The organism is Flavobacterium sp. ZE23DGlu08, assembly GCF_030505335.1.
Taxonomy (GTDB): Bacteria; Bacteroidota; Bacteroidia; order Flavobacteriales; family Flavobacteriaceae; genus Flavobacterium; species Flavobacterium algoritolerans.
Genome location: NZ_CP130045.1, coordinates 3,498,605 through 3,517,872, shown reverse-complemented (window position 1 = coordinate 3,517,872; position 19,268 = coordinate 3,498,605). Strand labels below are relative to the sequence as shown.

15 protein-coding genes and 2 pseudogenes are annotated in these 19,268 nt (G+C 35.2%); 6 read left to right on the top strand and 11 right to left on the bottom strand.

Annotated features, from left to right (window positions below; all coding sequences use genetic code 11):
• The first annotated feature begins 2 nt into the window (after nt 1–2).
• The 5 genes and pseudogenes from Q1W72_RS15375 to Q1W72_RS15355 all read left to right on the top strand — a co-directional run bounded on the left by Q1W72_RS15375 (nt 3) and on the right by Q1W72_RS15355 (nt 6,974).
• On the top strand, nt 3–1,199 hold the full coding sequence (locus Q1W72_RS15375) for a glycosidase (protein WP_302136230.1): 1,197 nt from the start codon (nt 3–5) through the stop codon (nt 1,197–1,199).
• Nucleotides 1,200–1,202: 3 nt separating this feature from the next.
• The gene (locus Q1W72_RS15370) at nt 1,203–2,390 is read left to right on the top strand and encodes an AGE family epimerase/isomerase (RefSeq protein ID WP_302136229.1); all 1,188 of its coding nucleotides are present in this window, start codon (nt 1,203–1,205) and stop codon (nt 2,388–2,390) included.
• Between the two features lie 21 nt (nt 2,391–2,411).
• Nucleotides 2,412–3,680 carry a glycoside hydrolase family 26 protein gene (locus Q1W72_RS15365; protein ID WP_302136227.1) on the top strand — a complete coding sequence of 423 codons (1,269 nt, stop codon included), beginning with the start codon at nt 2,412–2,414 and terminating at the stop codon, nt 3,678–3,680.
• A 13-nt stretch (nt 3,681–3,693) separates the two neighbouring features.
• The gene (locus Q1W72_RS15360; RefSeq protein WP_302136225.1) at nt 3,694–4,980 is read left to right on the top strand and encodes a cellulase family glycosylhydrolase; all 1,287 of its coding nucleotides are present in this window, start codon (nt 3,694–3,696) and stop codon (nt 4,978–4,980) included.
• A gap of 449 nt (nt 4,981–5,429) precedes the next feature.
• Nucleotides 5,430–6,974: pseudogene (locus Q1W72_RS15355) on the top strand (IS1182 family transposase).
• Nucleotides 6,975–7,144: 170 nt separating this feature from the next.
• Here Q1W72_RS15355 and Q1W72_RS15350 read toward each other — a convergent pair.
• The 11 genes and pseudogenes from Q1W72_RS15350 to Q1W72_RS15300 form a co-directional block, all read right to left on the bottom strand.
• Complete coding sequence (locus Q1W72_RS15350; protein ID WP_302136223.1) at nt 7,145–8,287, bottom strand: glycoside hydrolase family 26 protein; 1,143 nt, start codon at nt 8,285–8,287, stop codon at nt 7,145–7,147.
• A gap of 552 nt (nt 8,288–8,839) precedes the next feature.
• Nucleotides 8,840–9,796: an aldo/keto reductase gene (locus Q1W72_RS15345; protein ID WP_302136221.1), complete on the bottom strand. Its 957-nt coding sequence runs from the start codon at nt 9,794–9,796 to the stop codon at nt 8,840–8,842.
• A 192-nt stretch (nt 9,797–9,988) separates the two neighbouring features.
• Nucleotides 9,989–12,283 carry a beta-glucosidase BglX gene (bglX, locus tag Q1W72_RS15340; RefSeq protein WP_302136219.1) on the bottom strand — a complete coding sequence of 765 codons (2,295 nt, stop codon included), beginning with the start codon at nt 12,281–12,283 and terminating at the stop codon, nt 9,989–9,991.
• A 186-nt stretch (nt 12,284–12,469) separates the two neighbouring features.
• Nucleotides 12,470–13,849 (bottom strand): sialate O-acetylesterase, encoded by a 1,380-nt coding sequence (locus Q1W72_RS15335; RefSeq protein ID WP_302136217.1) that lies wholly within the window; start codon nt 13,847–13,849, stop codon nt 12,470–12,472.
• Nucleotides 13,839–14,933, bottom strand: a complete 1,095-nt coding sequence (locus tag Q1W72_RS15330; protein WP_302136215.1) for an SGNH/GDSL hydrolase family protein — start codon at nt 14,931–14,933, stop codon at nt 13,839–13,841. The genes Q1W72_RS15335 and Q1W72_RS15330 overlap by 11 nt, the downstream gene beginning before the upstream one ends.
• 447 nt (nt 14,934–15,380) lie before the next feature.
• A pseudogene (locus tag Q1W72_RS15325) lies at nt 15,381–15,623 on the bottom strand (ATPase); the annotation flags it as partial.
• Nucleotides 15,624–15,628: 5 nt separating this feature from the next.
• The gene (locus Q1W72_RS15320) at nt 15,629–15,910 is read right to left on the bottom strand and encodes an RteC domain-containing protein (protein ID WP_302136213.1); all 282 of its coding nucleotides are present in this window, start codon (nt 15,908–15,910) and stop codon (nt 15,629–15,631) included.
• Nucleotides 15,907–16,185: a hypothetical protein gene (locus tag Q1W72_RS15315; protein WP_302136210.1), complete on the bottom strand. Its 279-nt coding sequence runs from the start codon at nt 16,183–16,185 to the stop codon at nt 15,907–15,909. The genes Q1W72_RS15320 and Q1W72_RS15315 overlap by 4 nt, the downstream gene beginning before the upstream one ends.
• A 187-nt stretch (nt 16,186–16,372) precedes the next feature.
• A complete protein-coding gene (locus Q1W72_RS15310) occupies nt 16,373–17,290 on the bottom strand; it encodes a site-specific integrase (protein WP_302136208.1) in 918 nt (305 codons plus the stop codon).
• Nucleotides 17,291–17,313: 23 nt separating this feature from the next.
• On the bottom strand, nt 17,314–17,484 hold the full coding sequence (locus tag Q1W72_RS15305; RefSeq protein WP_302137955.1) for a hypothetical protein: 171 nt from the start codon (nt 17,482–17,484) through the stop codon (nt 17,314–17,316).
• 34 nt (nt 17,485–17,518) lie between these two features.
• Nucleotides 17,519–17,644 carry a hypothetical protein gene (locus Q1W72_RS15300; protein ID WP_302136206.1) on the bottom strand — a complete coding sequence of 42 codons (126 nt, stop codon included), beginning with the start codon at nt 17,642–17,644 and terminating at the stop codon, nt 17,519–17,521.
• Nucleotides 17,645–17,704: 60 nt separating this feature from the next.
• Between Q1W72_RS15300 and istA the strand changes: the two genes are divergently transcribed.
• On the top strand, nt 17,705–19,252 hold the full coding sequence (gene istA, locus Q1W72_RS15295) for an IS21 family transposase (protein ID WP_158730039.1): 1,548 nt from the start codon (nt 17,705–17,707) through the stop codon (nt 19,250–19,252).
• Nucleotides 19,253–19,268 lie beyond the last annotated feature (16 nt).

Below are 19,268 nucleotides of genomic sequence, written 5' to 3'. Positions count from 1 at the left end.
TCATGAATACAACAACAATAAACACAGATTTCCAAAGAAGGAAAATTGAAATTAACAATGAATTCCAACAATTAATAGAGCAAAAAAATGAGCCTCAATCAAACGTTGACAATGGTATATTTAAACGTTATAAAAATCCTATTGTAACAGCTAAGCATGCTCCTATAGAATGGAGATATGATTTAAACGAAAATACAAATCCTTTATTATTGGAACGAATCGGTGTCAATGCCACTCTAAATTCGGGAGCTATAAAATGGAATAACAAATATGTTCTCGCTGTTCGTGTAGAAGGTTATGATCGTAAATCATTTATTGCCATTGCCGAAAGTCCAAATGGAGTTGACAATTTTGAGTTTTGGGAGAAACCTTGTGTACTTCCACAAATAGAAGGAAACCCAGATACAAATGTGTACGATATGCGTTTGGTAAAGCACGAAGACGGATGGATTTATGGTATTTTTTGTACCGAAAGAAAAGATCCTAATGCCCCTAAAGGAGATACTAGCTCTGCCATTGCAAATGCAGGAATAGTTCGTACTAAAGATTTAGTTAATTGGAACCGTTTGCCTGATTTAATTTCAAATACTGGGCAACAAAGAAATGTAGTTATGCATCCTGAATTTGTAAACGGAAAATATGCCGTCTATACCCGCCCACAAGATGGATTTATTGACATCGGAAACGGTGGTGGTGTTGGACTAGGTTATATCGATGATATGAGCAATCCAGTAGTAAAAGATGAAACTATTATTTACGGTAAGCAATACCATACTGTGTACGAACTTAAAAATGGTTTGGGACCAGCTCCTATTAAAACTTCCAAAGGATGGTTGCATTTAGCACATGGTGTACGAAACACAGCCGCTGGCTTGCGCTATACCCTTTATATGTTCATGACAGATTTAAATGATATTTCAAAAGTAATTCACAAGCCTGCAGGACATTTTATGGCTCCTGAAGAAGGGGAAAGAGTAGGTGATGTTTCGAATGTATTGTTTTCTAATGGATGGATTGAAGATGAAGACGGTACTGTATTTATCTATTACGCTTCATCAGATACTAGAATGCATGTTGCCGTTTCTTCTGTTGAACAATTAGTAGATTATGTTATAAATACACCCGAAGATACCTTTATCTCTTCTGGATCTGTAAATACCATAATTGAGCAAGTAAATAAGAATAAAGAAATAGAATAAGCTGTGTCTACAAAATTACAACATCTAAAAACCGAATTAGAAAGCGAACTTAATCGCATACTCAGTTATTGGTCTGAAAATACTGTAGATGCTGTAAACGGTGGTTTTATAGGTCAAATAGATTATAATGATACTAAAAATTATCAGTCTGAAAAAGGGGCTGTTTTAAATGCAAGAATTCTTTGGGCATTTTCGGCTGCTTATTTACATACAAAAAATAAAGAGTACAAAATAATTGCCAAAAGAGCCTTTGACTTCATTACAGAGCACTTTTATGACAAAGAATATGGTGGTGTTTTTTGGAGTTTGCATTACGATGCTACTCCAAATGATACTAAAAATCAAATATATGCAATAGCATTTGTAATTTACGGCATGTCTGAATATTATCAAATTTCTAAAGATCAAAAAGCCTTACATCTATCTATTGCTTTGTATAAAAAGATACAAAAATACAGTTATGATCCTTTAATGAAAGGCTATTTTGAAGCTTTTACTCGTGATTGGCAGCCCATTGATGATTTGCGTTTGAGCGATAAAGATGCCAACGAGAAAAAGACAATGAATACCCATTTGCATATAGTTGAAGGGTATGCCAATCTTTATAAAATATGGAAAGATGCAACTTTAAGAAAGGACATCATCGAGTTACTTGAAGTAATTGACACCTATTTTATGAATGAAACTACGGGTCATTTAAAAATGTTTTTTGATGAAAATTGGATCGAAAAACCAGACGTTATATCCTATGGACATGATATTGAAGCCGCATGGCTCCTATTGCAATGTGCAGAAATTGTTGAAGATGAAAATCTCATAAAGAGGTATAAAAAACACGCAATTCAAATAGCCGATGTAACCCAAGAAGGTATAGATACTGATGGTGGTCTATGGTACGAATTAAATCCAGAAAACAATAAATTAGTTACTGAAAAACATTCCTGGCCACAAGCTGAGCTTATGATTGGTTATTTTAATGCCTATCAAATTTCTGGTGATGAGGCTTATCTCAACATAGTTCTTGAAAACTGGGATTTTGTAAAAAAATATATCATTGACACCCTAAAGGGCGAATGGATTTGGGGTGTAAATGCAGACTATTCCGTAATGCAAAAAGACAAAGCTGGATTTTGGAAGTGCCCTTATCACAATAGCAGAGGCTGTTTAGAATTAATTAGCAGAATTAAATGATAAGAAAATAATTTTATAAAAATGAAAAATATATATTCAATATTTATTTGTGCTATCATGGCCATTATGGTTAGTAGCTGTTCAAAAGATGAGGTAAAAACGAACCCAACAACTCCTCCTGTTGTAGTTGATCCGCCTGTAATTGTTCCAGATGTTCTGACAACTACTAATGTAAAAACCTACATGGTTGATCCTAATGCAACTGCCGAAACAGTGGCCCTATTTTACAATCTAAAAAAACTGGGGAAAACAAAATTTGCAATAGGACAACAAGATGCTTTAAATTATTTCTATAATAATGATTCAGGAACAACGGACATCAAAAAAGCAACCGGATTTGACCCTGTTATTTTAGGCTCCGATTTAGAGAGAATTACGGCTAAAGAAAACACTGGAATTGATGGAAATTGGTGGTATGGAGAACAAAAGAAGATCATTGCTGACACAAAAGAAGCTTATGCTAAAGGAATGGTTAATATTTTTTGTTGGCATGTTAGAGAACCCTTCAATGAAAATAGTTTTTATGCAAAAGACTTAACAGCAACTGAGAAAGCTACTGCTTTTAAAAGTATTTTACCTGGAGGTTCAAATCATGATTGGTATAAAGGAAAATTAGATAAAATAGCTGCTGTAGTTGCAAATCTTAAAGGAGCAAACGGCGAATTAATTCCAATCATATTCAGACCTTTTCATGAGTTTGATGGAAATTGGTTTTGGTGGGGAGCTAGTTATTGCACACCTGATGATTATAAAATAGCATTTAAATTTACTGTGGATTATTTAAAAAACACAAAAGGCCTACATAATATTTTATACTCTTTTTCCCCAGACAATTCGTATACAACTGAATCTGGTTATTTAAGCCGCTATCCAGGAGATAGTTATGTTGACGTACTTGGAATGGATAATTACGGTGATTTAGCGAGCGGTAGAGGTCAAACAGGATCTGATTTGGCAAACAACAAACTAAAGTACATGTCTGAATATGCTATTTCTAAAGTAAAAATTGCGGCTATGACTGAAACGGGCTGGCAAGTAACAAGTACTACTGCCCCAGTATCAGGTTGGTTTTCCAATTATTTATACAATACATTAACGGCAAACAACATTCAAATAAGCTTTGTTATGTTTTGGAATAATGGTAATTATAAAGATACAGGAAGTGCTAAATCAAACTACTATGTACCTGTTCCTGGAACCTCAAATGTATCTGATTTTGCAGGATTTGCTACAAAACCAAAGGCAGCATTATTAAACTCCATTCCAAAAATGTATGTATTGCCACAATAAAAAATTATTTAATATGAAAAAAATAGTCTCATTATTATTAATAAGTTCCTTTTTAACATCAAATTTTACATTTGCGCAAAATCAGCCCAGAATAACGGTTAAAGGAAATCAATTTTTCAAAGGGGACAAACCCTATTCTTATGTAGGTACTAACTATTGGTACGGCTCTCTATTGGCTTCAAAATCAATTGGTGATAGAGATCGTTTGGGTCGTGAGTTGGATTTAATGAAGAAAAATGGAATTGACAATTTAAGGATATTAGTGGGTGCAGAAGGGGGTAATTATGATTTTACAGTTAAACCCGCTTTGCAATACGAGCAAGGAAAATACAATCAAGACTTGCTTGACGGACTAGATTATTTATTAGCTGAAATGGGCAAACGCAAAATGTATGCAGTACTCTACCTGACTAATAACTGGGAATGGTCAGGCGGAATGTCACAATATTTAGAATGGAATGGTCATGGCCCTATTCCTATTCCTAATATAGCTCCTAACACTTGGCCTCAATTCATGGATTATGTAAAACAGTACCACAGTTGTGAGCCTTGTATGGTGGCTTTTGAAAATCATATAAAATATATTTTGGGCCGAACAAATGCCTATACGAACAAGAAATATACTGAAGACAATGCGATTATGGCTTGGCAAATAGGCAATGAACCCCGCGTTCTTAGTATCGAAAACGAAAAAAAATTTACGGCTTGGTTGAACAAAACTGTTGATTTGATTGATAGTTTAGATTCCAATCATTTGATTTCAACAGGTTCTGAAGGTAAAGCGGGATCAAATGATGATTTGGCTACCTATGAACGCACGCATATGAATCCGAAAATTGATTATTTAACTATGCATATCTGGCCAAAAAACTGGGGTTGGTTCAACGCTGAAGACGCAAAAACTACTTTGCAAATTGCGATTGAAAAAGCTACAGCATACATAAACGAGCATGTCGAAGTAGCCAAAAAATTAGGTCGCCCCATTGTTATTGAAGAATTTGGATTACCAAGAGCCTATGAAAGCCTACTACCAAATTCCTCGGTATTGGATAGAAACGCATTTTACAAAGCTTTCTTTGAAAAATTAGTTTTAAGTCGCAGCAATAATGAGACGTTGCGGGGTGTTAATTTTTGGGGTTTTGGCGGCGAAGGAAAAGCTGTTAATACTTCCGGGAAATGGAATATTGGTGACCCTTTTACTACTGATCCACCGCAGGAACCACAAGGTTTAAATACTGTTTTCTCGACAGACAAATTAACATTGGAATTGGTAAAAAAATATAATTTGAAACTTAAATAGAATCATAGTCCACTATTTTAAATTCATAAGATAAAGACATAGGCTTTAATGTTGTCCTTTTTAATTTTTAGCACTTCCTGTTTTTAATGAAACTATAGATCATCGACCGCTATTGGCAAAAACACCTATTACTTTTTTTAATATATCTCGCTCTAACTAGGCATTTTTGAGTCTATTCTCCAGTTCATGAATTTTTTCTTGTTCCGGACGTAGTTTTAAATTTACTTTTGCAGCAAAAATTCTTTCTCCAAAATCATTAGTAAAAAGAAATATTTTTCGAATTACGACCAACAGGTTAATTTTATGATCAAATCAAAATAAGAACTTATAACACAAAAAAAACGAGGCCGTCTCATAACTAAAAATTTGAGACGGTTTTTTTATGCTTTTTTGTTGCGTGTTTGCAGGTTATTTCGTATATTTAACTAGTGATTTATAAGTAGTTAGCTATGAATTTTAGACCGTATAACCAAAATCAAACAGCGCTTTTTCCTTATTCGTTTGATGATTTAATTCCAGAGAAACATCCTGTGCGCATTATTGACCTGGTAGTTGAAGCCATATATATCCAACCGCTTTTAAAAACATACAAAAAGGAAGGCAATCCAAGTTACCATCCAAAGATGTTGTTAAAAGTGATGTTATATGCTTATATGAACAATATCTATTCGAGTCGTAGAATAGAACTAGCCCTTCGGGAGAACATCAATTTTATGTGGTTATCTTCAATGACCATAGTAGATCACAATACAATCAACCGATTTAGAGGTAAAAAACTAGAAGAGAGCTTTAAAGAAATTTTCAAACAAGTAGTTTTAATGTTGGCCGATGAAGGATTAATAACCTTAAAGCAAGTCTATACAGATGGTACAAAAATAGAGGCACAAGCCAATAAATACAGTTTTGTCTGGGGCAAAAGCATTAAGACCAATAAATCAAAAATGCTTATTCAGTTGGAAGAATTATGGAAGTATGCCCAAAGTGTGGCTAAAGAGGATGGAGATGATAACAATCCAGAACCACCTAAATTTAAAGAAATCAGCAAAGAAGTTATTGAAAAAACCGTAGCCCAAATAGATGCTAAACTAACTGGTAATAAAAATGCCAGTACTAAATCCAAAGCTAAACTGCTTTATATTAAGAAGAACTTTGTGAGTAATCTTGAAAAATATGAAAAGCAAGAAGCAATTCTAGGGGAAAGAAACTCCTATAGTAAAACCGATCCAGATGCTACTTTTATGCGAATGAAAGAAGACCATATGCTCAACGGACAACTAAAACCAGGTTACAACGCTCAAATATCAAGTGAAAACCAAATCATTGTACATTATACCATACATCAGAATCCAACCGACACAAAAACTTTAAAACCACATTTAGAAGATTTTGAACAGCTCTATGGAGAAAAAGCATTAGAAGGATTAGAAGAAATCACTGCTGATGCAGGTTATGGAAGCGAAGAGAATTATGACTACTTGGAGTAAAAGCAGCTCACTGCTTTTGTAAAATACAACACCTTTGACAAGGAACAAGACAAGGGGTATCAACAAAAACACAAAGCATTTAGTAAAAAAAACTTACACTACGATCAAGAAAAAGATCTTTACATCTGTCCAATGGGACAACCTATGGAAAAGACCCACCAAAGCAAACGTACAACAGCAGCGGGATATGAACAAAATCTAAGCCATTATCAAGCCAAGAACTGCAATGGCTGCCCACTCAGGGGACAATGCTACAAAGCAAAAGGCAACAGAAGTATAGAGCGGAACCATAACCTGGAAAGGCATAAAGAACAAACCAGAAAGCTTCTGCTAAGTGAACAAGGGATACAAAAAAGAAAACAACGCACCGCCGATGTAGAACCTGTATTTGCACAACTCAAGCACAATCATGGTTTTAGACGATTTTCTCTAAAAGGACTTAAAAAAGTAGAATTAGAGTTCGGATTAATGGCACTAGCACACAACCTAAGAAAGAAAATTGCCGCTTAAAGGCAATTTTATCCATTTTTTTAATTCCTTTGAAAAATTAACCAAAAGCTATAAATAAAAAAACCGTCTCACATTTAAGTTATGAGACGGCCTCGTTTAAAAAATTATACTTTTTATTTTTTATTAATCCACTATCGCTCTTTCAGCTCTGGACAGTATATTTTGAAAAATTAGAATATTCCTAAAAATTTACGCTTGTATATTTTCTTTAAATCTTTTTCAAAAATAGTAAAGGGGTCATTATAAAATTTCAAGAAATCAGGAGCACTATTTTGCCCAGGAAATGGCGCATAATAATGTGTTGGACTTTGTGTATCATTTCTCCAAACTAACACATATGACAATTGCATGTTTTCAGACTTCAATACTTTTAATAAAGTTTCTGTCCACCATATTGGATTTGGAATCGATTCTAATCCAGTTTCTGTTAACGCCGCTAATTTATTATTCTTAATACCGTAGTCTGAAACTATTTTAAGTTTCTTGATAGCTCTTTCAATATTATAATTCCCATCTCTTCCAAAGTCACCATAATTATCCATCCCTACCATATCCACATAATCATTACCGGGAAAACGCTCTAAAAACTCCTCTTCCGTATTAAATTTGTTATCGGGTGAAAATGCGTATATAAAATTATGAACCTTTAAAGTATCTCTTAAGTAAGAAACTGTGAACTGCCAGACGGCGATAAAATCTTCACGAGAGGTATACGGTTTTCCCCACCAAAACCATTCTCCGTCAAATTCATGATAAGGCCTAAAGATTATAGGAGCCAATTTGCCGTTACTCCCTTTTACAGAATTAGCAAAATCTGCAATAGTCTTTAAAATTTTTTTATACTCTTCGTGTTTTGAACCTCCAGGCTTGATCAATGGCATTGAAGCTAAAGATACCCCATCTTTCCAATAAAACCCATCTTTAGAAGCTGGATTTGAAAAATGCCATGCAGCTGTAGTTACCCCACCTCTATTGTAGGTATCTACAACATTTTTTCTTAAGTCTTCTTTAGTTTTTTCGATATCTGCTTCTGATCTCCCAGATAATCCGCTAAAATCGATACCAACCATTGCAGGAAAAGATCCCGTAACCGATTTTACATCCGAGCGATTGGCATCACCACTCCAACCATGGCCATATTCAGTAGCATGTTGATGTGCAAAAAGTATGCTCCTTTTAGAGATATCCTTCAGGTTTTTGTATAAGGCTTTGGTTTCTTTAGTTGCATCTTTGTCGATCTGACCGGAAACAAAATTTCCTGCCAATAAAAAGGATACTGTACATAGAGTATTATAAAATACTTTTTTATTCATAATTAAAAATATTTATTTGAATTCTGAAAATTAAGCTTATAAACCTAAATATGATGATACTTTTTTGTCAATTGATTCTCAGATAAGATCACCCCTGCGGATATTATTTTTTTATCTAGAATTTTTACCAATCATACAAGCATATTACTCAAACTAACAAGCCTGTAATACAGTAAAAAAATACAACTTTTTTGGCTTTTATTTGTTTTATTTTTACTCAATTTATAAATGAGTGATGGGGAACCAAAGAAGCAATCACCGCCCCTAAATCGACAACATATTTAACTCAGCTCCGTACGAGGTGAAAAAAGAAAAAAACATTTAAAAACCAATCCATTATTTTTAAAACCAACTCTAATTCAAATTTAAGTAAATTACCGAAATACACTTTTTTAAAGACTAATTTTAAACTAATACAGTTGATTAGACAATACCTCAAAATTAGGTATCGTTTTAAATCAATTTACCCTAAAATTAAAAAAAGGCTCCAATTCTAAAAAACGGAGCCTTAGTTTTTAATCTTAAATTTGGTAAGTACGGAATAGCGTTTGTTTATTTTAAAATTTGCTCAATTTCATTCAACTCATCTGGAGTAAAAGCAAGATTTTGCAAACTATCAATATTGTTGTTTAACTGCCCTACAGAGCTTGCTCCTATTAATACTGAAGTAATTCTATTGTCTTTTAGCAACCAGGCCAGAGCCATTTGTGCCAAAGATTGATTTCTGTTTTTTGCAATTTCATTCAAGGCTACTATTTTGACCACTTTCTCATCAGATACTTCTTCTAATTGTAAATGACCATTAGGATTGGAAGCTCTTGAATTTTCAGGAATCCCTTTCAGGTATTTATCCGTTAAAAGACCTTGTGCCAAAGGTGAAAAAGCAATACAGCCTACTCCTTTTTCTTCCAGAACATCTAATAAACCAGCTTCTGGCTGGCGAACAAACATAGAATATTTCACTTGATGAATCAGGCAAGGTGTTCCCAATCGTTTTAGGATTTCGGTGGCTTCTCTGGTTTGTTCTGCATTGTAATTAGAAATTCCAGCATATAATGCCTTCCCGCTTCGTACCGCATAATCAAGCGCCATCATGGTTTCTTCCAAAGGCGTTTCCGGATCAAAACGATGCGAATAAAAAATATCCACATACTCTAAATTCATACGTTTCAAGCTCTGGTCTAAACTCGATAATAAATATTTTCGGGAACCCCAATCCCCATAAGGACCGTCCCACATCGTGTAGCCGGCTTTGGTCGTAATCACGATTTCATCGCGCAGGTTTCCTTGAAAATTATTCTTCAGGATTTTACCAAAATTAGTTTCCGCTGAACCCGGAACCGGTCCATAATTGTTGGCCAAATCAAAATGCGTAATTCCTTTGTCAAAAGCGGCTTTAACAATGTTTTCCCCATTTTCGAAACTATCTACTGAACCGAAGTTATGCCATAATCCAAGAGAAATTTGTGGCAGTAACAAACCACTTTTCCCACATCTGTTGTATTTCATTGTATCAATTTAAAGATTTGATTTTCAATTTTATAATTTGTAAAATTCGCATTCATAAGTATATAATGCAAGTAAACCCGACCTGTTTTAATAACAAGTCGGGTTTAATTTATTATAATTGATACTAGCGACAGTAAACATTACTTCTCCATATTCTTTGGAACGTCCCGAGGTTTTAGAAGTCATGAGGACTTATTTCAACTCAAAACCACTTTCCAACCCTTTGTCTGAGCTTCCTCCTACCATGATTTTGAAAGTTCCAGGTTCAACCAAATAATTTCCGTCGTTGTCATAAAAACCAAGTTCTTTATCGGTTAATGTCAACGTAATGGTTTTCGTTTCTCCTTTTTTCAAGTCGATCAATTCAAATCCTTTTAGTTCTTTTACCGGTCTTGCCAAACTCGCTGCATCATCATGAATGTACAATTGCACCACCTCTTTTCCGTCATAATTTCCGGAATTGTTAACGTCCACTGAAACCAGAACAGACTCCCCTTTTGCGAAAGCGGGTTTATTAATTTTAAGGTTTTTATAGTCAAAAGTCGTGTAACTTAATCCGAAACCAAAAGGAAATTGCGGTGTTTTCTCCACATCAGTATAATGAGACCAAAACACATTTCCTTCCCCATTAGTTGGTCTTCCTGTGCTGTAATTGTTGTAATAAATGGGGCATTGACCTACATTTCTTGGGAATGATATCGGCAATTTTCCGCTTGGGTTGTAATCGCCATAAAGCACCTGAGCTACTGCATTTCCAGTTTGTGTTCCCAGATGCCAAGCTTCGACAATGGCAGGAATATGTCCTGCTGCCCAAGGCAAAGCCAATGGTCTTCCATTGTTTAAAACCAAAACAATATTTGGATTTACTTTATAAATTTCTTCTAATAATTCCTGTTGCACACCCGGCAAATCAAGATTCGTTCTGCTGCGTCCTTCTCCTGATTGAAAACCATGTTCTCCTAAAACCATAACCACTACATCAGCGCTAGCAGCTACTTTTTTGGCAGCATCAAATCCGCTTTTATCAGTCGTATTGAAAACCAATTCATCCACAAAAGCTGTTTTCCCAACTGTCAAATCCGCTCCTTTTTCAAAAGTCAATTGATTCCCTTTGTATTGTTGCATTCCTTCCAAAACGGAAACTGCGGTATTATCATCTGATGCAATTCTCCAACTTCCCAAAGGGCTGTTTTTATCATTTGCCAAAGCACCGATTAAAGCAATTTTTTGTCCTGATTTTTGTAGCGGAAGCAAGTTTTTTTCGTTTTTCAACAACACGATCGATTTTTTGGCCATATCCAAAACCCCATGATTATTAGCTTTGCTCCCAATAGTCGCTTTTTCGCGTTTTTCGTCACAATATCTATACGGATCATCAAACAATCCCAACTCAAATTTCACTCTTAGAATTCGGCGCACCGCATCATCAACCAAAGCTTCTTTTACTTTTCCGGATTTAACTAAATTTGCTAATTCAACTACATACAAATACGATTCCATATCCATATCAGAACCTGCAATCACTGCTTTTTGAGTCGCTTCTGCACCATCTTTGGCAAATCCATGCGCTATCATTTCACGAACCGAAGCCCAGTCTGAAACCACAAATCCATCAAAATTCCATTTCCCTTTCAGAATGTCTCTTTGCAAAAAACTGTTTCCCGTTGCAGGAATTCCATTCAGGATATTAAAGGAGTTCATAAACGTACGAACTCCTGCTTCAGCCGCTGCATGAAACGAAGGCAAAACTTCATTATACAATCTTGAATTACTGATATCTACCGTATTATAATCCCTTCCCGCTTCGGCAAAACCATATGCTGCAAAATGTTTGGCGCAAGCCGCAATCGTATTTACTTTAGCCAAATCAGCTCTTGTATCGCCTTGAAAACCCGTAACTCGGGCAATTGCCACTTTACTTCCTAAATAGGCATCTTCACCCGCACCTTCCATCACGCGACCCCAACGCGCATCATGCGAAACATCAACATTTGGACCAAAAGTCCAGTTGATACCTACTGACGAAGCTTCTGTCGCAGCCACTTGAGCCGATTTCTTTATCGCTTCCATATCCCAGCTTGCTGCTTCAGCCAGTGGAATAGGGCTCAAGGTTTTATAGCCGTGAATTACGTCAAATCCTATGATTAACGGAATCCCCAAACGCGTTTCTTCCACCGCAATTTTCTGTACCGCTTTTACTTCTTTCACACCACGTACAGATAACATCGAACCGACCCAACCTTTACGCAAATGCTCATATTTCAACTCGGCATTTCCTCCTTTTGGTGCTGGTCCAGTTACTTCCCAAAAACCGTTGTATTGGTTCATCTGTCCCACTTTTTCCTCCAGTGTCATTTGTTTCATCAACAAATTAATACGTTCCTCAGTAGGTTTTGTTTTGTCTAAATGTGTTTTTTTTTGTGCATTCATATTTCCAATGGTAATCAGGGTAAACACCCCCGTTGCAATTAAATTTTTAGTGTTCATAGTTTATTTTGGTTAGGTTAGGGCGTGTCCCTCCGTAAAAACTTCGGGTCGGGCTTTCGGCTTTATCTCGTAGTCCCGAAGGGTCGGGACTACGAGGATACCGCCTCAAATATATTCACTGAACTCCTCTTCAAAATAAGAGTATAGTGAAGTAATCCCTCACGCAGTATTATTATTTAATTATTTCTATTCTGTTATAAATGACGAAGCGGGTAAATTTGCTTTATTGAACAAGTCAGATTGTGCTGTGTTTTTCCAAGAAAAACGAACTTTTACAGGATGTTTCACTTTTTTAGATTGCAATAGCACAGTATTCCCCTTGATACGGGCATCTGCTTTATAAAACACATTGTCAGTAGCTGCAATCTCAAATTGACTTGATTTTTCATCTTTGGAATGCAATCCCTCTGCATGATCAAAAGCCACAATAACTTTATTCTTTTCTATTTTTATTCCCTTATACAAAGGCCCGTTAACAAGATCCGAATTAGCCTTATATGTTTTTACCAAAGCCAAATTAGCTAGTCTCGTTCCTACAGATTTTTTGTTTTTTGGATGAATGTCATCAATTGTTGAAATATCAGTTGTCACTACCATTCCTGTGTTACGAATTACTTTCAGCACTTTGCGTTGTGCATTTCTAATTTCAGCTCCACCAAAATGATTTTCTCCATATTGATAAGGCGCAATCTGAACGTAATAAAACGGAAACTCATAATTCCATAATTTTCTCCAAGAAGTAATCAAAGCCGCAAAGGTTTTGTCATAAACCGCTGAACCCACATTTGATTCGCCTTGGTACCAAATCACCCCTGCAATCTTAAATCCTACCAAAGGATAAATCATCGCATTAAAAGCACGTCCCGCTTGGTTGGGTCCGTAAGATTCTTCTTTTCTAGTTTTGGCACTTTCTAGTAAAACAGCATCGTTTTGAATGATTTCCTCTGGCATCCAAATCTCCGCAGGAGTTCCTCCCCAGCTAGATGAAATCAAACCGATAGGTACATTTTGTAATTCTTCTTGTAAACGATTTGCGAAAAAGTAAGCACTGGCACTAAAATACTTCATGGTAGCAGGTGTACATTCGGTCCAGTTTCCAGACACATTATTTTGCGGTGAAGTGGCGGTTAATTTAGGTATCGAAAAAAAACGGATTATGGGATTAGCGGCTTTTTTTACCGCTTCATCACCATTTTCTATTCCCCAACTCGCTGACATTTCCATATTTGATTGCCCTGAACAAATCCAGACTTCGCCAATCAAAATATTCGTCAATACAATCTCGTTGTAGCCCTTTATGGAAATCGTATAAGGCCCACCTTCTTTTGGAGTTGGCATCTTAATTTCCCATTTGGCCTGATTACTGGCTTTTATTTTATATGTTTCATGATCCCAACTTGGAGTGACAACTACCTCTTCCTGAGGATTCGCCCAACCCCAAATACTAACCTCGGTATTGCGTTGTAATACCATATTGTCCGAAAACACATTCGGGAGTGTAACATTTGCGAAAGCAGAATGACACAAGATTAGAAGAAGAACAAAAGCAATTATATTATTTTTCATTTAGTAATTTTTTAAAGAAAGGAGTTAATTGGTCTGCCATAATTTTATCATCAGCTATATCCGGGTGAGAGCCGCAACCATTTGGCTTCATGGGTTGAAATTCGAATAAAGCAATAGCCTTATTTTGTGTGTCATTCTCAAAAGCATTAATCACTTTTTTCAGACAGCGTACTACTGTAATATTTCTGTCTTTATCAACCATTGGACTGTTCAACAATACAATTCGGGTATTGGGAGTATGTTCATAAACTGTTTTGATAAAGTTGATGTAATTCGAAACGTATTTATCTTCATCAAAAGGCAATCGCTCTTTTTTGCCGTCGCCATCTGAAAGGTCATTCGTTCCTAGGCAAATACTCACTAAATCTGGCTGAAAAGCAAAATCATAAGGTTTAGAATTGTCTTTATTCAAATACAAATTTTCATAAACATCAGGGATAATAGCTTCGTCTTTATGTTCGTCATTCCAGTTACGGTACATCCCAAATCCAGAAACAGCGCTCAATACAAAATCAACATTCAAAGCACGTGAAGCTACAGGTCCATATGCTAAATACGCATTGTGTTGATCGTACCAATCACCAGTTCCACAGGGCATTTCGGCGGTATCGTTACCAAAACCACAAGTAATGGAATCACCTATGAATTCAATTTTCTTTCTTTCTGGAGTAGTGCTTTTTATCAATTTTACCGTAGTACCTGCAAACAAAATAGCTCCGTTTACAGCTTCCGTAGCTTTATAAATGGCTAAATGATGTTTTTTGTTTTTGTTCGTTACAGTTATAGGAAAATGTTGGACAGCCCCTTTTTCAATTCGAACTCTTCCAATATATTCTCCATCCAATTCTATTGAAACATAATTATGGTGTTCATAAGAATCCACACTTTGCAAACTTATCTCACCATAATTCCCTTCGAAATAAAAAGAAACAGAAGATGCTGAACCAATTAAGAGCACTTTATTATCGGTAAGATGCTCCACTCTTCCTGAATAATGAAAAGGGAGTCTTGTTTCATGTACTTGAGCAGAACAAGATAAACTAAGATAAAGAAGTAAGAACAAGATTTTTTTTTTAAAAATCATTTTTATACGGAATTTAAATAGTAATTATGTAAAATTAAAGTTTTTCTAATTCCAGTATTGATACTATAATGTCAATTTACAATCTAAAAAAAGCTTCAATACTGTGTAAAAATCAATTCGACCCTAAATTATAAACACACAAATTCTAAAAATTTCATTGCGTTTTTACTTTCAAGTAGTCGATTGTTAGATAAAGAGTTTTTTATATATCGATACCATATTCTTTTCTATCAAGTCAATCATCGCATCAAACAGAATAGTTTTTTTCTGCAACATCAGCTTGCCTTTCCAAAAATGCTTTTTACTTTTCTAATAACTTGACTTAAGTTTCAATTTCTACACTCTTTTGTTTGTTGTTTTTACATTTTAGTTTGATTGAAATTTACGTAATCGATTCAAATAAAACTTACCATACCACTATTCAAATACCCACTTTTGGTGACATTTTCATCTTTTGTCTTTGGTGTTTTTATCAAAGGCAATGAGGTTGAACATAGCCCGCATCCGGGAGCGGACTCGGTTGCCGTAATAATTTTCGATTTCGGTGGCCGATAGATTTGTTGTCAGATGCGTGATGGATTTGTTACCTATGAAATGGTAGTATCGGCTCAGGAGAATTTCCCCCATTACATTGCACTCATTACCGTAATGCTTGCTTTGCTGTTCGGCACCAAGATCATCGAAACAATAGCCAGCTAAACGACTGTATTATATTGAATTTGATCAATTCTTCCTTCGAAATATTTTGTCAAAATCCCAGCTGTTACCATTTGAGCCATCAGATAATCATAAAAGGTGGATATTTTAGAATCGAAACTCAAAAGCATCAGATCATCCTGAATTATGTCTTTATAAGTTTTTCGAAGGAAATAATCATTATCCATAAATGATGAACCGGTTCTAAAATAAGCGTAGAAGGTGTGATTTTCGACCGTTAAATCATGAATTTTTTTCAATGATTTTTTGAAATATTTCACCTTTCCTTTTTGTTGATAGGGACATGCGATTCTGTTTTAAGCATAGATTTATAAAAAATGATTTTAGAAAATAAAGAGGGCTTCAACAGTTTGAAAAAATGTATTTGCTCCTGAGCGGATTCAAAAACATGGTATTTAAGCCATTTATTAAGCACCTTGAGCCTTTCTTCTAAAAAAACAAGTATCACTTGGGCCTGTAGAATTGGCTCAGTTTCGGAATTTTTAAGTTGGCTAAATTCTAATTCATTAAAAAATACTTCATAAATAAAATTCATAATCATAGTTTTTTATATTTTGGAGTTTATTTGGGACTATACATCTCAATAATAACAATATTATTACGATTAATACTATTAAATAATTGGATGTTTACATAAAAAAATGTTTAACTATTTAAATTGTTGAAAATCAAACATTTAAAAAGACAATATATAACTGTCTTTTTAAAGAAAATAAATTTATTTAAGAAGCGTTTTCTTTGTTCAATGGAGCGTTGAATTTTGATTTAAGAATCTTCATATCCTCGCTTATTTTACTGTCCAGGATTTTAGCGTAATGTTGGATGGTTTTAAGGTTCGTATGCCCCAACATTTTACTAACTGTTTCCAAGGGTACGCCATTGGAGAGCGTCACGGTAGTGGCAAAAGTATGTCTGGCAATGTGAAAAGTAAGTTCTTTGTTGATTCCGCAAACAGCTGCAATTTCTTTCAGATAAGAGTTCATTCTCTGATTACTCACTATAGGTAAAAGACGACCTTCATTAATACTTGTAGGATGATCCTGGTATTTATTGATGATTTCATGTGCCATTGGTAAAAGTGGAATTTTGGAAGTAGTATCTGTTTTTTGGCGGGTTTTAAAAATCCATTTGTCGCCATCAATTCCTGTTGAAATATTGTCCTGTGTCAGCTGTTTCACATCAATATAGGCCAGTCCGGTAAAACAGCTGAATAACAAGATGTCGCGCACAAGTTCTAACCGCTCAATTGCAAACTTTTTATTGATGATTTCTTCAATTTCGTTTTCACTAAGGTACTCGCGAATTACTTCCTTCACTTTAGATTTGTAATTCGTAAATGGATCCTTATCCAGCCATCCGTTTGCCAAACATTGATTGATGATTTTATGGAAGTTTTTAATGTACTTAACCGCTGTATTGTTGGCACACTTTCGTTCGCTCCGCAAATAGAACTCGTATTCGGTAACAAATGCATGGTCAATTTTAAGAATATTAATATCTGAAAGACTGTATTTCCATTTGATAAAATCCTTGGTATGGCTTAAAGATGTCTTGTAGCGTTCCAATGTTCCTGGAGCATATTCCTGACCAACTAAAATTTCCATTTTATCATTATGATCTTGAAATATTTGAAGTAACATTCTTTCCCTCTCGTCTATACCATTTAGCTTTTTTTAATTTTGTCCGCAACTACATTTTCACCAAATCGTTGCAAATCTTTTTCCGCATCTAAGACTTTTGATTTTAGAAAATCAAGATGACTGTTTATTGTTCTTGCTTCTTCCGATGTTCCTTTCATTTTAGCTCCTTCTACTGACCATTTGAGTGGATCAATATATTTACCTGTGCTTTTGTCAATGCGTTTCCCATTAACTGGAAAAACCAGTCAAATTGACCATCCTATTCCAGTGCAAATTGACCACCAGTTTCGGAGCAAACTGACCACCACTTTCCAGTTCAAATTGACCACCTAATTTTGGGGTACAATTGATCATCAAAAACTACTTACTTTTTCATGTTGTTAGCACCATACATTCGTTAAAAAAAGACGGATTATGGCAAACAAAATAACAGACATGAGTAAAATTAGAAAAGCAATTAAGTTCTACTGTAACGGAAAAAGTAAGTTATTCATAAGTAAGTACTTATCTCTTTCTAGAAATACGGTAAAGAAGTATATTTCTTTATTTGAAGTGCTAGGATTAAGTTTTGAAGTAATTAGTGAAAAAACTGATGCTGAGTTAGAACTTTTGTTCTCACACACTACCGTGGAATCAATCAGTCCCAAACTGCAGCTTCTTTATGATTTTTTTCCTAAAATGGAACGCGAACTAAAAAAAGTTGGCGTTACCATACAGCACATGTGGGAGCAATATATTGTCCTAAATCCTAATGGTTACCGAAGCTCGCAATTTGGACATCATTATAAAATATGGAGCAAACGAGTCAATCCAGTGATGCACATGAATCACAAAGCGGGTGATAAAATGTATGTGGATTATGCTGGAAAAACACTCTCCATCATTGATAAAGACACGGGAGAAATTAAAGAAGTACAATTTTTTGTAGCCATATTAGGAGCCAGTCAATACACCTATGCCGAAGCTTCCATGAGCCAACAAAAGGAAGATTTTGTTACATCGGTAGAAAATGCTATGCGTTTTTTTGAAGGTACTCCTGCGGCAATTGTTCCGGATAATTTAAAATCTGCAGTGATAAAAAGCAGTCGTTTTGAACCCACCATTAATGAAACCTTGGCTGATTTAGCCGAACATTACCAAACTACAATCTTGCCTGCCAGGGCTTATAAACCCCGAGACAAATCATTGGTTGAAGGAGCTGTTAAGATCTTGTATCGAAGGATTTATGTAAATCTAAAAGAAACTAAATTCTTTTCTCTGGAAGAATTAAACCAGCAAATATGGGATTTATTGGATGCTCATAACAGTCGAAAACTCACAGGACGTCCGTACTCTCGGATAGAATTATTTTTAGAAGATGAACAACAAAAACTAAGTCCATTACCACAAGAACGTTTTGAAATCAAATACCAATCCTTTGCAACAGTAATGCAAAATGGGCATGTTCAATTAAGTCAGGACAAAAATTACTATAGCGTTCCGTATCAATATGTCAAGAAAAAAGCGAAACTATTGTATACCAAATCAACGGTAGAGATCTATCACAAATACAATCGAATAGCCATCCATCCAAGGAATTACAAACCTTATATCTATACCACAATCCCGGAACATATGGCTAGCACGCATCAATTTGTAGCTCAGTGGAGTGCTGCCCGCTTCATTGATTGGGCCAGTAGTATTGACGAGTCAGTAGCAGAATATATTATGCAAATAATTGAAAGTAGAAACCATCCTGAACAGGCTTATAAAAGTTGTTTGGGAATATTAAACTTCGAGAAAAAGGTAGGGAAAGAGCGATTAATAAATGCCTGTAAGCGGGCACTTGATTTTAAAATTTACAATTTTAAGACCATTCAAAATATTTTAGAAAACAACTTAGATCATATCGAATTTGAACAAGAACCTGAGCAGGAACTTCCAATTCACGCTAACATAAGAGGAAAACAGTATTATAATTAAATTAAAACACAGTAAT

Excerpts from the sequence above, each read along its gene's own strand:
- Q1W72_RS15315 (WP_302136210.1), bottom strand. The coding sequence starts at position 16,185 with ATGAATTTTATTTATGAAGTATTTTTTAATGAATTAGAATTTAGCCAA.
- Q1W72_RS15300 (WP_302136206.1), bottom strand. The coding sequence starts at position 17,644 with ATGATCAATTGTACCCCAAAATTAGGTGGTCAATTTGAACTGGAAAGT.
- Q1W72_RS15360 (WP_302136225.1), top strand. The coding sequence starts at position 3,694 with ATGAAAAAAATAGTCTCATTATTATTAATAAGTTCCTTTTTAACATCA.
- Q1W72_RS15375 (WP_302136230.1), top strand. The coding sequence starts at position 3 with ATGAATACAACAACAATAAACACAGATTTCCAAAGAAGGAAAATTGAA.
- istA (WP_158730039.1), top strand. The coding sequence starts at position 17,705 with ATGGCAAACAAAATAACAGACATGAGTAAAATTAGAAAAGCAATTAAG.
- Q1W72_RS15350 (WP_302136223.1), bottom strand. The coding sequence starts at position 8,287 with ATGAATAAAAAAGTATTTTATAATACTCTATGTACAGTATCCTTTTTA.
- Q1W72_RS15335 (WP_302136217.1), bottom strand. The coding sequence starts at position 13,849 with ATGAAAAATAATATAATTGCTTTTGTTCTTCTTCTAATCTTGTGTCAT.
- Q1W72_RS15330 (WP_302136215.1), bottom strand. The coding sequence starts at position 14,933 with ATGATTTTTAAAAAAAAAATCTTGTTCTTACTTCTTTATCTTAGTTTA.
- Q1W72_RS15310 (WP_302136208.1), bottom strand. The coding sequence starts at position 17,290 with ATGTTACTTCAAATATTTCAAGATCATAATGATAAAATGGAAATTTTA.
- bglX (WP_302136219.1), bottom strand. The coding sequence starts at position 12,283 with ATGAACACTAAAAATTTAATTGCAACGGGGGTGTTTACCCTGATTACC.
- Q1W72_RS15365 (WP_302136227.1), top strand. The coding sequence starts at position 2,412 with ATGAAAAATATATATTCAATATTTATTTGTGCTATCATGGCCATTATG.
- Q1W72_RS15345 (WP_302136221.1), bottom strand. The coding sequence starts at position 9,796 with ATGAAATACAACAGATGTGGGAAAAGTGGTTTGTTACTGCCACAAATT.